General features: G+C 38.3%; 13 protein-coding genes. 10 read left to right on the top strand and 3 right to left on the bottom strand.

The annotated features are described in order from the left end of the window. Positions 1-10 precede the first annotated feature (10 nt). Both AC0VYH_RS19055 and AC0VYH_RS19050 read right to left on the bottom strand, forming a co-directional pair. Positions 11-1,090, bottom strand: coding sequence for a glycosyltransferase family 4 protein (locus AC0VYH_RS19055; protein ID WP_226615308.1), 1,080 nt, complete (start codon positions 1,088-1,090; stop codon positions 11-13). Between the two features lie 203 nt (positions 1,091-1,293). Next, complete coding sequence (locus tag AC0VYH_RS19050) at positions 1,294-1,926, bottom strand: YigZ family protein (RefSeq protein ID WP_430245852.1); 633 nt, start codon at positions 1,924-1,926, stop codon at positions 1,294-1,296. A 270-nt stretch (positions 1,927-2,196) separates the two neighbouring features. On the opposite strand from AC0VYH_RS19050, the gene AC0VYH_RS19045 reads away from it, so the two are divergent. Both AC0VYH_RS19045 and AC0VYH_RS19040 read left to right on the top strand, forming a co-directional pair. Beyond that, positions 2,197-3,348 (top strand): sensor histidine kinase, encoded by a 1,152-nt coding sequence (locus tag AC0VYH_RS19045; RefSeq protein ID WP_430245854.1) that lies wholly within the window; start codon positions 2,197-2,199, stop codon positions 3,346-3,348. Between the two features lie 3 nt (positions 3,349-3,351). Continuing rightward, positions 3,352-4,056 carry a response regulator gene (locus tag AC0VYH_RS19040; protein ID WP_159785070.1) on the top strand — a complete coding sequence of 235 codons (705 nt, stop codon included), beginning with the start codon at positions 3,352-3,354 and terminating at the stop codon, positions 4,054-4,056. Positions 4,057-4,169: 113 nt separating this feature from the next. Here the strand turns inward: AC0VYH_RS19040 and AC0VYH_RS19035 are convergent, their stop codons facing one another. Beyond that, entirely contained in the window at positions 4,170-5,096 is a 927-nt protein-coding gene (locus AC0VYH_RS19035; RefSeq protein WP_404683329.1) for a C40 family peptidase, read from the bottom strand. 310 nt (positions 5,097-5,406) lie between these two features. Here AC0VYH_RS19035 and AC0VYH_RS19030 point away from each other — a divergent pair, with 310 nt between their 5' ends. The 8 genes from AC0VYH_RS19030 to AC0VYH_RS18995 all read left to right on the top strand — a co-directional run bounded on the left by AC0VYH_RS19030 (position 5,407) and on the right by AC0VYH_RS18995 (position 14,742). Then, positions 5,407-6,255: a DegV family protein gene (locus tag AC0VYH_RS19030; protein ID WP_430245857.1), complete on the top strand. Its 849-nt coding sequence runs from the start codon at positions 5,407-5,409 to the stop codon at positions 6,253-6,255. A gap of 409 nt (positions 6,256-6,664) precedes the next feature. After that, positions 6,665-7,774 (top strand): ATP-dependent helicase ComFA, encoded by a 1,110-nt coding sequence (locus AC0VYH_RS19025; RefSeq protein WP_475372921.1) that lies wholly within the window; start codon positions 6,665-6,667, stop codon positions 7,772-7,774. Positions 7,775-8,091: 317 nt separating this feature from the next. Next, positions 8,092-8,484: a ComF family protein gene (locus AC0VYH_RS19020; protein ID WP_475365857.1), complete on the top strand. Its 393-nt coding sequence runs from the start codon at positions 8,092-8,094 to the stop codon at positions 8,482-8,484. 140 nt (positions 8,485-8,624) lie between these two features. Then, complete coding sequence (locus AC0VYH_RS19015; protein WP_194218747.1) at positions 8,625-8,825, top strand: cold shock domain-containing protein; 201 nt, start codon at positions 8,625-8,627, stop codon at positions 8,823-8,825. A gap of 281 nt (positions 8,826-9,106) precedes the next feature. Then, a complete protein-coding gene (gene hpf, locus AC0VYH_RS19010) occupies positions 9,107-9,670 on the top strand; it encodes a ribosome hibernation-promoting factor, HPF/YfiA family (RefSeq protein WP_194218748.1) in 564 nt (187 codons plus the stop codon). Between the two features lie 219 nt (positions 9,671-9,889). After that, positions 9,890-12,403 carry a preprotein translocase subunit SecA gene (gene secA, locus AC0VYH_RS19005; protein ID WP_430245865.1) on the top strand — a complete coding sequence of 838 codons (2,514 nt, stop codon included), beginning with the start codon at positions 9,890-9,892 and terminating at the stop codon, positions 12,401-12,403. A 72-nt stretch (positions 12,404-12,475) separates the two neighbouring features. Next, positions 12,476-13,580 (top strand): peptide chain release factor 2 gene (gene prfB, locus AC0VYH_RS19000; protein WP_430245867.1). Its coding sequence is split into 2 segments (ribosomal slippage): positions 12,476-12,547 and positions 12,549-13,580, totalling 1,104 coding nucleotides; the frame shifts between segments, so codons are not numbered across the junction. Positions 13,581-13,869: 289 nt separating this feature from the next. After that, a complete protein-coding gene (locus AC0VYH_RS18995; protein WP_303534350.1) occupies positions 13,870-14,742 on the top strand; it encodes a YitT family protein in 873 nt (290 codons plus the stop codon). Positions 14,743-14,803: the final 61 nt, after the last annotated feature.

Here is a 14,803-nt window from a genome sequence, read left to right as displayed (position 1 = left end):
TGGATGCTTTTTAACGTTTCATTGTACTTGTAAAAACAAGTAGTTTTTTTAATGTATTGATTAAAGGTTTCCGCTGATTCCCAATTAAACCAATGAGTTCTGCCGTAAACTGAATCACAACAAGCAATAAGATAAGCAAGAAAAGTGATCCCCACAGCGTAGACGCTGAGAATAGAATGGCAGTAATACCAAAGAAAAAGCTGAGAAGATAAATAATGATCACGGTTGATTGGTGAGAAAATCCAATAGCTAGTAAACAATGATGGATGTGAAATTTATCAGGCGTTGAGATTTTTTGCTTTCTTAATATTCGTCTAATGATAGCAAAGAATGTGTCAAAAATGGGGACTGCAAGAATGATAACAGGGATGATCAAACTAAACACCGTCACACTTTTGAATAATCCTAGCATAGACATTACTGAGATGGCAAACCCAAGAAAAAGAGCTCCGGTATCTCCCATGAAAATGCTTGCAGGGTGAAAGTTGAAGATCAGGAAGCCAAGAGTACTACCTATTAAAATCACGGCTAGTGCAATGACTACAAGTTGATGGTCAAGAATGGCCATTGTTAAAATAGAACCTAAGGCGATAGTGGATACACCTGCAGCTAATCCATCAAGACCGTCGATTAAATTAATGGAATTCGTTACCCCAACAATCCACAATACTGTAATAAAAAAGCTCATAAATCCGAACTCAATTCTACCTACGAATGGAAGTGAAACGAATTCAACCTGAAGTCCCGATGAGGCAACAATGATAGCGGCAATAATTTGACCAACAAGTTTAACTTTCGGTGAAACAGCCAGTTTATCATCAAAAACGCCTAAAACAATAATGAGTGTTCCAGCGATAATAATTTCTGGCATATACGGTGAATAAGGACTAAGATATAAAAAGCCTGCGACAGTACCTGCAAAAATAGCAAGTCCGCCAGCTGAAGGCATAAGCCCTTTATGAACTTTCCGTTGATTTGGTTTATCGGCTATTTTAAATTTAAGTGATACATATTTAACAATTGGTGTAGCAATGATAGCGACGGTTATAGAGATGATAAACGCTATGATATACTCTGTTAACGAATACAATAAAATCCCCCTCTAACTGAGGAATAGTAATTCATTCCTTTCATATCATATCAAAATAAGTGTGTATTGCAAGAGGTTTCTTAGCGTGCATTCTTTCAAAATCACTCATGGCATTACTATCTTTCCCGAATAAGGGACTTTCATGTTGAATGATAGAGGTACATTTAATTACCAATACCCTTTAGAATTAATAAGTAATCTTTTTAGACATCATATTCTTTATAGAGTTGTCCATTTGAAAGGATTTTCGCCTGTCCACTTGTAATATTCGTCATCCATTCAGTAAACTGCTCTTCTAATCCGCTTTGGATAAGAGTTTGAACTTGTACATTCTCCATATAATCAATCTGATCTAATAAGTAATTCGATGAACGAATTTCATTTTCGACTTTCCCTAATAAAGAATAATCAATTTCTGTTGTCATTTTTTCCATTAGTCTTCGCTCTACGATTCCAGTCGCATTCAGCCCTTCTGAAACCGATTGACCGTAAGCGCGAATTAAACCGCCTGCGCCTAGTTTAATTCCACCAAAGTAGCGGGTAACGACTACCGTAGTATCTTTTAGGTTTCGTTTTTTTAACACTTCAAGCATTGGTACACCTGCTGTGCCCGATGGTTCTCCATCGTCGTTAGCTTTCTGGATAAGGTCTTGCTCTCCAATTAAATAAGCTGAGCAATTGTGCGTAGCACTTGCATGCTCTTTTTTGATCGATTGGATGAATTCTTGCGCTTCCTCTTCGGTTGGCGTCCTTTTTACATGTGCAATAAATCGTGATTTTTGTATAGTGATTTCGTTTTTTCCATCACCTTTGACTGTATAATATGAAGTAAGCATTTGGTTAACCTCCAAGATAATCATTGAACATTCTTTAGAATGAAAGGGATTTGTTTCTTACCATCGAATAGTACATAATTAAAGATTGTGATTTAAGAGGGAAAGTAATAAGGCCGGTTAGTGTCTTTCTTATTATAAGTTTCTTAAATTAATCCATCAAATATATATCCTCAAGTCATAAAAAGACGGTCAGATACGAATTTTGTAAAAGAAGTACTTTTGGACTATCTTTTCTTAGTGTCCGTCCCTTGAAGGAATGGAGGGGTTAGCTTGGATTTTCAGAAGCTTGATCCAAATTCATTAGATGTCATTCTTGACAGGACAATGGAGAGTATTAACACAAGTAAATCAAAATTGTTCGAAATTGGAGAGCTGTCTCATGACGAATGTCAGCAGATCAATAATCAACTTCAATTATTAAAAGAAGAATTAGAGACCGTTCAGGGTCTCAGGCAAGAAAGGCTTCATATGGACAGAATCGCTCGAGCTGAGCTTGTAAAGATTAGTAAGAACTTTCAAGACTATGGAGAGCCGGAGATTAGAAACGCTTATGAGAAGGCTTCAGAAGCCCAAATTAAGCTATCTGTTAGTATGGAGAAGGAATCGCGCCTTAAAGACCAGATTGCAGATCTAGAACAGCGGATTTCTTCACTGCAAAATACGTCGGAAAAAGCCGAGTCTTTTATGAGCCAAATCTCAACAGTTCTTAGTTATCTTGGAGGAGAGCTAAGACTCTATGGTGAGGTCATTGAAGACGCTAGAAGAAAACAAGAGTATGGGCTTAAAATTATTGAAGCACAGGAAGAAGAGAGAAAGCGTCTCTCAAGAGAAATTCATGATGGTCCGGCCCAAGTTCTTGCGAATGTGTTATTAAGGTCACAATTAATTGAACGAATTTATGAGAAAAAGGGAAAAGATGAAGCATTCAAGGAAATAAAGGATATGAGATCCTTAATTGAGGATGCTTTAAAAGAAGTTAGGCGACTTATTTATGATCTTCGTCCAATGGCTTTGGATGACCTAGGTCTAGTGCCTACGTTATTAAAGTATTTAAATAAAGTGGATGATCGCTCAGAGGCAACGATATATTTCGATTATTTTGAAGGGATCCAACGACTTCACGTTCGGCTTGAGGCAGCGATCTTTCGACTTGTACAAGAAGCGGTGCAAAATGCGCTGAAGCATGCTGATGCAACTGAAATAAGTGTTGACCTGAATCTTGATGGTGATAAGATTGTGGTAACCATTGAAGATAATGGAATTGGCTTTGATGTGAACGTTCGTAAAGATCAATCTTTTGGATTGATTGGAATGAAAGAGCGTGTCGGTTTATTAAATGGGACAATTCAGGTTCAATCAACGCCGAACAAGGGTACATATATATTGATAAGAATCCCGATTCATGAACAGGAGGGCGTGTAAGAGATGTATGCAGCTAAAACCAAAACGAAAATTATAATAATAGATGACCATCGCTTGTTTCGCGAGGGAGTTAAACGTATTTTAGACATGGAAGATGATTTTGAAGTGATCGCTGAAGGTGATGATGGAGATGAGGCACTTCGTCTTGTCGAAGAAAATAAACCTGACGTGGTCTTAATGGATATTAATATGCCGCATGTGAATGGGGTAGAAGCAACAAGACAGCTTATTGAACAAGTACCGGAGACAAAAGTCATTATTTTATCAATTCATGATGATGAAACATATGTCACGCACGCAGTGAAAACAGGGGCAGCAGGGTATCTATTGAAAGAAATGGATGCAAACTCTCTTGTTGAGGCTGTTAAGGTTGTTGCATCTGGTGGAGCTTATATTCATCCTAAAGTAACGCATAATCTTGTGAATGAATATCGTCGTCTTGCTACGGAAGGTAAAAGACCATCGACTCAAATTGGTTACAAAGAAGTTGAGTATCGTAAACCACTTCATATTTTAACACGTCGAGAATGCGAAGTTCTTCAACTGCTAACAGACGGAAAAAGCAATCGCTCTATAGGTGAAGACCTTTATATTAGTGAAAAAACGGTAAAAAACCATGTTTCCAATATTTTGCAAAAAATGAATGTAAACGACCGTACTCAAGCGGTAGTAGAGGCAATTAAAAAAGGATGGGTTAAGGTGCGCTGAGGCGTGCCTTTTTTCTTTGGGGTATTCTACTTGTTATGAGAGGTAAAGGTAAAGAGAAAACAAAATGAAGACAAAAAAATAGCCTCCAATTTTGGAGGCTATTTTTTGTACCATTATGCGCGCTTTGCACCGAGGTAACGTGGAGACCAGTAAGAGTTATCCATGTCACTGATTGTTACTCCGTATGAAGAAGAAGAGTGAATGAACTGACCGTTACCGATATAAATACCAGCGTGAGACGGGCCGGATTTATAAGTTTCAAAGAATACAAGATCCCCAACAGAAGGTGAAGAAACTTTGTCTGTTGCGTTCCAGATGCTAGCTACAGTACGTGGGATGGATTTACCAGCTTTGTTGAATACGTATTGTAGGTAGCCGCTGCAGTCAAAACCAGATGGTGTAGTTCCAGCCCAAACATATGGTACACCGATGTATTGCTTAGCAATAGATACGACAGAAGAGTTAGATGTTGATGCACTTTTTACCTGTGATGAAGAAGATGAGCTTACAGAAGAACCATTAAGTGCTGCAAATGTGTTTGATCCTGCAATGCCATCGACGCTAAGACCATTTGCACTTTGGAAGTTACGTACTGCTTGTTGTGTAATGGATCCATAAATGCCGTCAACGGAATAGTTGTAGTAGCCTTTTGATTTAAGCTGACTTTGTAGATTTGTTACACTTTGTCCACGATCACCGTGACGAAGTGTGCTGCTGTATGTATTAGAAGAGCTGCTTGATTTAGATGAAGTTGAACCTTTTAGTGCGCTAACTGTTTGTGGCCCTACAACACCGTCTACGCTAATGCCTGCGCTACGTTGGAAGTCGCGAACGCCATCTTCAGTAATATTTCCGAAATATCCAGTTGCTTTATGGTAATCAAAATAGCCTTTATTATCAAGTTCATTTTGTAGTTGAGTTACGTCAGAGTTGCTCATGCCATTGTATAGGGTACGGTCGCCTAGTGCTGCTTCACTTACGTTTGGTGCTAATAAAAGAGTACCTGCGAGTGTAGTAGTGATCACGACTTTCTTAAACATATTATAATTCCCCCTGATTTATAAGTTAAAACCTTTTATTTTCTCTATCACGATTGCTAGTTTACATGATTGAGATAACAGGAGGATGAATATAACATTACAATTATGTAACAGAATACCTGCCTAATTTACTAAAAGTTTCATTTTACGACATTTACATTAAAAAATATGGTGAGTAATGGTTGACAAATTATGTGAAAAATATTATAAGCTTTTGTTGGCACAAAGCCAAAAATGCTCTATCATTAACTTGACTGGTTTTTAACGTAAATCGTATGAAGTACTTAATAGATTGAAGAGAGGCGTTAATATGAAGACAGTTGCTATTGTAACAGATAGTACGGCTTATATACCTGAATCAATGTTAAATGAATACGAAGTGACGATGGTTCCGCTTAGCGTAATATTCGGTAATGAATCCTATTTAGAAGAAAGAGAAATACAGGCAGAGGATTTTTTTGAAAAAGTAAAGAAAGAAGATGAGCTTCCTAAAACTTCTCAGCCTTCTATAGGAAGTTTTGTCGAAGCATATGAAACATTAGCTCGTTCACATGATGAAATTATTACGATTACTCTTTCCAGCGGTATCAGTGGTACTTATCAGTCAGCTCATTCAGCTGGAGGAATGATTGAAGGCGCGGACGTTCATGTTTTTGATTCAGAGATCAGTTGCATGATGCAGGGTTTTTATGTTCTAGAAGCAGCACAAATGGCGCAAGATGGCTTTAAAAGTAAAGAAATATTAAATCGTCTTCATAAGATAAAAAGTCAAGGGACGAATGCTTATTTCCTTGTGGATGATCTTAGCCATTTACATCGAGGTGGCAGGTTGAATGCTGCACAGCTTGTAGTCGGAAACCTTCTTCAAATAAAACCCGTACTAACTTTTGAAGATAAAAAAATTGTTCCATATGAAAAAATTAGAACTCGAAAAAAAGCATTAAATAAACTGATGACGCTATTTGATGACGCTGCAAAAGGCGGAGGTATCATTAAAGCAACTGTCATCTATGCAACGAATAAAGAAGAAGCAGAGCTTTTGAAAGCTGAATTAGAAGAAAAATACGCGAACGTAAGCATTATTTTAAGTTATTTCGGACCAGTTATTGCTACACACCTCGGTGAAGGTTCTCTTGGACTCGGCTGGTATCGTGTATGATCGTTAAAATCGAAAAGGAAGCAAACCCATGAGGTTTGCTTCCTATGTGTTAAATAACCAGCAAGTATATATACCTGAATTGCTTAATCAACCTTCTTACTCCCTCAATTTCGCTCCAATTGGTATGTTCAACTCGATTCCCACTCAACCGCAAAATCCCGATTTTCACCCGAATGTTCAACTTATGAATTTTTTATATGGAAGGCATTTATTAATCGATGAAATCCCTTACTCATTTCTTGAACTTCATGAACACTATTTAAATGGCTATCTTCATTTTGAACCCGGTATTCAAAGCATTGATGGAAAAGCAACTTGTATGAGGTGTGGAAGTACTGATTCATTTTCATTTTTCGCGTGCTCGCGCTGCCATAGTAAGAACTGTAAATATTGTAGAAAGTGTATCAGAATGGGAAAGGTAACATTTTGTTCTCCACTATATTCCATATCCAAGTGGATACCAAAAAATGAAGATAAAGCTGTTTTAGAGTGGTCTGGCACATTGTCGGATGGTCAAAAAGAAGCTTCTAATGCTGTTGTCATGGCTATTCAACATAATCTTACTCTCCTTGTATGGGCTGTTTGTGGTAGTGGTAAAACAGAAGTGTTATTTAATGGATTAGCTCATGCCCTCACCAATCAAAAGTCCGTATGTATTGCTACGCCACGTACAGATGTTGTATTAGAATTAGCTCCACGCCTACAAAAGGTCTTCCCTAGTCTTGTGATTTCTCCCTTATATGCAGGTCATTCCGATGCTCATTCTCATTTTGTTGTTTCTACGACGCATCAATTGATGCGTTTTAAGAATTACTTTGATGTCATGATCATTGACGAAGTAGATGCGTTTCCATATAGTGTGGATTCTTCTCTTCAATACAATGTTGAAAAAGCGAGAAAACAAGGCGGTTCCCTCATTTATTTAACAGCAACACCTTCACCGTTGATTTTAAAAAAAGAAAATCTACAAATCGTACGGATTCCCTCAAGGTACCATGGTTTCCCACTTCCTATTCCATCTTGTCATTGGAGTGGCAATTGGAGAAAGAAAATAAATAAAGGTTACCTTCCTCATATATTAATTGAATGGACAAAGAAACAAGTATCTGAGCGAAAGCCCGTCCTCTTATTTCTTCCATCCATAAAAATCATTAATCAAACAAAAGCTGTATTTGAAAAAAATCACTTCCGATGTGAATCTGTTCATTCTGAGGATGAAAATCGAGCCGAAAAAGTTCTCCGTTTTCGAAAAAAAGAAATCCCTATTCTCCTCTCATCGACTATTCTCGAAAGAGGCATTACGATTGAAAATATATCAGTAGCCGTGCTAGGAGCAGAGGATGAGGTATTTACAGAGAGTGCCCTGGTGCAAATTGCCGGAAGAGCTGGAAGAAGTAAGAGATTCCCAGATGGAGATGTTCGCTTTTTTCATTATGGTAAAACAAATGCCATGTTAGAGGCTATAAAACAAATTAAGAAAATGAATGTTGAAGCGAGGGAGAAAGGTTGGCTCAATTAAATCGTTGTACTATGTGCGGGGAAGATGTAAGTCGAAATGTATCCTGGAGCTGGTTGGTCGGAATAAAAAGTGACCCGGATTGTTGTGAGCTGTGCCGTAAGCAACTTGTGCTAATTGAGGGAGACTTATGTCGGAAATGTGGGCGGCCTCTAAATAAACTTCCTAGTAAATTTGTAGAAAATCAGTTCTGTTCTGATTGTAGAAAGTGGGAGGAAAAAGGATGGGGAAAAGTTCTTATCCATAATAAGTCGTTTTATGAATACAATGCTTTTTTGAAAAACACGCTTGCTCTTTATAAATTTAGAGGGGATGTTGAAGTGGGAAGAGTATTCTCACAGTTGATTCAAAAAGAGTTAAAGAAATCTTATCCCTTTATCGATCAAGTTATTCCAATGCCAACTAGTAAGGAAAGACTCTATGAGAGAGGTTTTAATCAATGTGAGGTTTGGATTGAAGGGACATCATTTGAACAAGAGTCACCACTGATCCGAATCAAAAACGAAGAAAAGCAAAGTAAATTGTCCCGAGAAAAAAGAATGAATCGTACAGAAGACATGTTTCGCGTAACAGAAGGATCTGCACTAAATGGAAAAAAGATACTTTTATTAGACGATCTTTATACAACGGGAACAACCATTCACTATGCAGCGCTCACCCTAAGAAATGCAGGTGCATCTGAAGTTTATTCCCTTACATTAAGCAGGGGATAAAGCAATGTCGAAAAATATTCAAGAAAACGCCTTCATTCGAGTTATATCAACAAAAACACCCCTTTGCCAGTGTGTAAATATAAACGTATAATAAATATGTGGCACTGCCATGAAGATTTTTGAAGGGAATGTTGAACAAGATGCAGGGAAAAGTAAAATGGTTTAACAATGAAAAAGGATTTGGCTTTATTGAAAGAGAAGATGGCGACGACGTATTCGTTCATTTTTCAGCAATCAGTGGGGAAGGATTCAAATCCCTTGAAGAAGGCCAAACAGTTGAATTCGAGATTGTTGATGGAGCTCGTGGACCACAGGCTGCTAACGTAGAAAAAGTATCTTAAATTAAATTAATCGCTTAAAGCTCCTATCATTTGATAGGGGCTTTTTATTTTTAAAAGCTATTTTAGTTTATACTGATGTTTTTTTAGATTAAGCTTATCGATCGGGTTATATAATAGGAGGATAAGCCCTTATATGTATGTATTTGTTAAAAAATGTCGGAATTTAGAGTGTTTTGTGAAAAAAACGTAAAAATATTTGTGATTTTTTAAAGTTTATAGAGGGTAATAGAGGGGGTATAACGAATAATATAGTTATAGCATGGAAGGAGGAGTGCCACATGATGAATTTCAACATCCGTGGTGAAAACATTAAAGTTACACCTGCAATGAGAGAATATACTGAGAAGAAGGTAAGTAAACTTGAAAGGTATTTCGATACTCCACCTAATACCGATGTTCATGTAAACATGAAGGTCTATAACGATCAACAAATGATTGAAGTAACCATCCCTATGCCAAACCTTCTACTTCGAGCAGAAGAAGAGCATCAGGATATGTATGCAGCAATTGATTTAGTTGTTGAGAAGCTTGAACGACAAATTCGCAAGCATAAAACAAAAGTTAATCGCAAATTCCGTCAGGAAGGTAGCGTTAAATATATGTTCCGCGATGAATTAAACCCTACAACAACAAGTGTTGCTGAAGCTGATATGGATGAGGATGACGATCTACAAGTAGTGAAAACAAAGCGTTTTACATTCAAGCCGATGGACGTTGAAGAAGCAATTCTTCAGATGGACATGCTTGGACACAGCTTTTTCGTTTTCTCAAACGCTGTTACAGGAAGCACAGGCGTTGTCTATCGTCGTAAAGATGGTAAATACGGATTGATTGAGCAAGATTAACGAATAAATAAACAAGGGCAGGGGTGATCACCCCTGCCCTTTAAATATGTGCTGAAGTTTGTTTTTTTATCTACATTAATATAGTTGTAAGAAGGCATGGTTTTTTACTTTCTTGTGCCTCTAGCAACTAATTGTTAAAATAACTACATAGTATAAAAAATTCTTAGTTTAGTTAGATATATGATAGCACTCTACTGACAACAAAAGAGGAGCGTTTTGATGAAAGGTTTATTACGAAAAATCATACCCAATGGCAATGAACGTCAGGTTAGTCGCTTACAGAAGATTGCAGATCAAGTAGAGACTTTCTCAGATGAAATGAAGAAGTTATCTGATGATCAGCTCCGTAACAAAACGGAAGAATACAAAGAACGGATTCAAAAAGGTGAAGATCTAGATAAAATGTTACCAGAAGTGTACGCTACCGTTCGCGAAGCATCTGAACGTGTTCTTGGTATGCGTCCATTTCCAGTACAAATTATGGGAGCGGCGTCTCTTCATGAAGGAAATATTGCTGAAATGAAAACAGGTGAAGGTAAAACCCTTAGTGCCACAATGCCTGTTTATCTTAATGCCTTAACTGGTAAAGGTGTACACGTTATTACGGTCAACGAATATCTTGCGAAGCGTGACGCTGAAGAAATGGGAGAACTTTACCACTATCTTGGTTTAACAGTTGGACTAAACATTAGCGGACTGTCAAAAGAAGAAAAAGCCGAAGCTTATGCTGCAGATATTACGTATGGAACAAACAATGAATTTGGTTTCGATTATTTGCGTGACAACATGGTCTTATATAAAGAAGAAATGGTTCAACGCCCTCTTCATTATGCCATCATTGATGAAGTTGACTCCGTGTTAATTGATGAAGCAAGAACACCCCTTATTATTTCTGGGAGTGCTGAGAAGTCCACTACTTTATACATTCAAGCGAACCAATTTGTTAGAACACTAAAAGAAGAAGACGACTATAATGTTGATATCAAAACAAAGAACGTTCAATTAACGGAAGATGGGATTACGAAAGCAGAAAAATTCTTCGCTATTGAGAATTTATATGATTACAAACATGTACAACTAAACCACCATATTAATCAGGCGATGAAAGCTAATTTTATCATGCAACTCGATATGGACTATGTTGTTCAAGATGAGGAAGTTGTAATCGTTGATTCATTTACTGGACGTTTAATGGCGGGACGTCGCTATAGCGATGGACTTCATCAAGCGATTGAAGCGAAGGAAGGTCTTGTAATCCAACGTGAAAGTATGACGCTAGCTACGATTACATTCCAAAACTATTTTAGAATGTATGAAAAGCTTTCTGGTATGACAGGTACAGCCAAAACCGAGGAAGAAGAATTCCGGAATATCTACAATATGAACGTTATTGCGATTCCTACGAATAAGCCAATTGCTCGTATGGACTATCCTGATCTCGTTTATAAATCCACTAACGGTAAATTCCAGGCACTCTCTAGAGAAATTGAAGAGCGTCATAAGCATGGACAACCCATTCTTGTTGGTACAGTGGCGGTAGAAACATCTGAGTTGATTTCGCAATTCCTAAAGAAACGCGGAATTCCTCACAATATACTAAACGCCAAAAACCATGCTCGTGAAGCGGAAATTATTGAATCTGCTGGTCAAAAAGGTGCGGTAACGATTGCGACAAACATGGCTGGACGTGGTACAGATATTAAATTAGGAACAGGTGTACTTGATCTTGGAGGCCTCTTTATCTTAGGTACGGAACGTCATGAAAGCCGAAGAATAGATAACCAGCTTCGCGGACGTTCAGGACGTCAAGGGGACCCAGGTGAATCAAGGTTCTATATTTCTATGGAAGATGAGCTAATGAGAAGGTTTGGCTCGGATAATATGATGAACATGATGAACCGTCTCGGGATGGAAGAGGATCAGCCGATTGAATCCAAGCTTGTATCAAGAGCAGTGGAGTCAGCACAAAAACGCGTCGAAGGTAATAACTATGATGCTCGTAAGCAGCTTCTTCAATATGATGATGTGATGAGACAACAGCGCGAGATCATTTATGCTCAACGTGCAGAAGTACTTGAATCAGATAATTTACGTGAAATTGTCGAAACGATGCTGACTTCTGTTATTACACGTATCGTTGATGCTCATACAGGTGATGAGGATATTCAAGAAGAGTGGGATCATCAAGCAATTATTGATCACGCGAAAGGTATCTTCCTTCAAGAAGGCCAGGTAACAGTGAAAGATATCAAAGGCCTTGATAAGGAAGAAATCGTAGAACTTCTTGTTGAGAAAATGAAAGTAAATTACGATGAAAAAGAAGCTGCATTCGAACCGGAACGCATGCGTGAATTCGAAAAAGTTATTCTTCTGCGCAGTGTTGATCGTAAATGGATGGATCACATTGATGCAATGGATCAGCTCCGTCAGGGAATTCACTTGCGCGCTTACGGACAAAATGATCCTTTACGCGAGTATCAATTTGAAGGATTTGAAATGTTCGAGGACATGGTTACAGAGATAGAAGAAGAAGTCTCTACCTATATTATGAGAGCTCAGATTGAAAGTAATCTAAAGCGAGAAAAAGTAGCAGAAGGCAAAGCCGTTAATCCAAAAGAAGAAGGAAGCTCGAAGCCAAAACCTGTTAAGAAAAAGCAGGATATTGGACGAAATGATCCTTGTCCTTGTGGTAGTGGCAAGAAATATAAGAATTGTCACGGCAAAGCAGAATAATGCCGGGCAGGTGTTCAAAGCTGAACACCTGCTTATTCTATGTAAAATAACGAAAAACTTGAGGTGCAGACGATGGAAATGCATGAAATTAGAAGCGAACTAAACACAATTGAAACACGATTAAACGACTTTAGGGGGTCTCTTTGACCTCGAAAATAAAAGAGCCCGTATCGATGAATTAGACATTCAAATGACTGATCCAGATTTCTGGAATGATCAAAATGCCGCTCAAAAAGTGATCAATGAATCAAATTCTCTAAAAGAAGCTGTTAATGAGTTCGATTCTCTTCAAGAAGAATATGAGAACTTGGAAGTTTCTTATGAACTTGTGAAAGAAGAAAACGATCAGGAGTTATTTGAAGATCTTGAAGTAGAAATTAAAGATCTAAAAAAAGCAGTCAATCAATTTGAACTTACGCTTCTTCTAAGCGAAGAGCATGATAAAAATAATGCGATTCTTGAACTTCACCCGGGTGCTGGTGGTACAGAATCACAAGACTGGGCATCGATGCTTCTTAGAATGTATACGCGTTATGGTGAGAAAAAAGGATTTAAAGTTGAAACGCTTGATTACCTCCCTGGTGATGAAGCTGGTGTGAAAAGTGTTACGTTAAACTTTAAAGGTCATAATGCTTATGGGTATTTAAAAGCAGAAAAAGGCGTCCACCGCCTTGTTCGTATCTCACCATTTGACTCAAGCGGCAGACGTCATACTTCTTTTGTTTCTTGCGAAGTAATGCCTGAATTTAATGATGAAATTGAGATTGACATTCGCACAGAAGATTTGAAGATCGATACGTATCGTGCGAGTGGTGCTGGTGGTCAGCACATTAATACGACTGACTCTGCCGTTCGAATCACTCACCTTCCTACTAAAGTAGTTGTTAGTTGTCAGGGAGAACGTTCTCAGATTAAAAACCGAGAACAGGCCATGAAAATGTTGAAAGCAAAGCTATATCAATTGAAAATTGAAGAACAAGAAGCAGAGCTCGATGAGATCCGAGGCGAGCAGAAAGAAATTGGCTGGGGTAGTCAAATTCGATCTTATGTTTTCCATCCATATAGTATGGTAAAAGATCATCGTACAAATATGGAAGTTGGGAACACTCAATCTGTCATGGATGGCGATCTCGATCCATTTATTGATGCTTTTCTCCGTTCTCGTTTAAATGATTGAAACTAACTTCAAGCCTACCTGTAGAATCAGGTCGGCTTTTTTTATTTAAAGGCTATGTTAGTGTACGTTGTTTACTTTTCGGTCGTTTACCCTTTGTGATCACCAATCGCTTCTTCATGTTTCTGTCATAAATGGGGCAAAGTATAAAGGGAGAAAGAAGTGCTTCAACTTGATAACGCGCTGCTACAATGCGGTTTACACCCCATATGCCCGATGATATACTACTGAAGGCTTTTGCTTAGAAATGAGCAGTGACTTAAATCATAGAGGTAAGTGAGTGAATGCAGTTATGATAGCAACGTTAGCGAAATTTACAGCAAGAAAGGTTTCACCAGCACATAAGATACTTGAATATTTAAGCGTTATGGTAGGATCCGCCCTTGTGGCGATTGCCTTTAACCTTTTCCTACTCCCTAATAGCATAGCTTCTGGTGGGGTAAGCGGGATCAGTACCATTACAAAAGGAGTCTTTGATTGGAAACCGGCATATGTCCAGTGGGCTTTTAATATTCCATTGTTTATAAGTGGTTTAATCTTTCTGGGGAAAAAGTATGGTCCAAAAACCTTGGTCGGAACTCTCTTCTTACCTTTTGTCGTAAAATTGACAGAGAACGTAGAACCAGCGACAACAGATCCGTTATTAGGTGCCCTTTTCGGTGGTCTTGGAGTTGGGATTGGCCTTGGAATTGTATTCAGGGGAAAGGCCTCTACTGGAGGTACGGACCTTGCTGCACAAATTGTAAACAAGTATACAGGAGTTTCGCTCGGAACGTGTGTATTTATGATTGATGGCTTAATTGTCGTTGCTTCAGCGTTTGTGTTCAGCCTAGAAGAAGCACTTTATGCCCTTATTGCTATGTATCTAACAGGTAAAACAATTGATGTTGTTCAACTAGGATTGGGCTACTCGAAAATGGCTCTTATTATTTCAGATAAAGAAGAAGAACTGCGTGAAGGAATCATCACTGTAATAGATCGAGGTGTGACAAGAATTTCAGGTCAGGGTGGATACACCAATGATAAGCGTCCCATCTTAATGGTTGTTGTTGCGCAAAATGAGGTTACAAAGCTAAAAGAGCTCGTGAAGGGGGTTGATCCTTCAGCATTTGTGATTGTATCCAACGCCACTGAAGTGCTAGGAGAAGGTTTTAAAAGAGAGTAAGCCGGCTATTGTAAATGAAAGTGAGCTCCATTAGAGGTGAGGGTTTTACTTTGTCCAATGG

Source organism: Anaerobacillus sp. QJM3NY_32, assembly GCF_056173645.1.
The sequence above is the reverse complement of the archived record's forward strand: the minus strand, read 5'-3'. Positions and strand labels throughout refer to the sequence as shown.

Coding starts and splice junctions, on each gene's coding strand:
- AC0VYH_RS19050 (WP_430245852.1), bottom strand. CDS start 1,926: ATGCTTACTTCATATTATACAGTCAAAGGTGATGGAAAAAACGAAATC.
- AC0VYH_RS19040 (WP_159785070.1), top strand. CDS start 3,352: ATGTATGCAGCTAAAACCAAAACGAAAATTATAATAATAGATGACCAT.
- AC0VYH_RS19035 (WP_404683329.1), bottom strand. CDS start 5,096: ATGTTTAAGAAAGTCGTGATCACTACTACACTCGCAGGTACTCTTTTA.
- AC0VYH_RS19030 (WP_430245857.1), top strand. CDS start 5,407: ATGAAGACAGTTGCTATTGTAACAGATAGTACGGCTTATATACCTGAA.
- AC0VYH_RS19025 (WP_475372921.1), top strand. CDS start 6,665: ATGGGAAAGGTAACATTTTGTTCTCCACTATATTCCATATCCAAGTGG.
- AC0VYH_RS19015 (WP_194218747.1), top strand. CDS start 8,625: ATGCAGGGAAAAGTAAAATGGTTTAACAATGAAAAAGGATTTGGCTTT.
- hpf (WP_194218748.1), top strand. CDS start 9,107: ATGAATTTCAACATCCGTGGTGAAAACATTAAAGTTACACCTGCAATG.
- secA (WP_430245865.1), top strand. CDS start 9,890: ATGAAAGGTTTATTACGAAAAATCATACCCAATGGCAATGAACGTCAG.
- AC0VYH_RS18995 (WP_303534350.1), top strand. CDS start 13,870: ATGATAGCAACGTTAGCGAAATTTACAGCAAGAAAGGTTTCACCAGCA.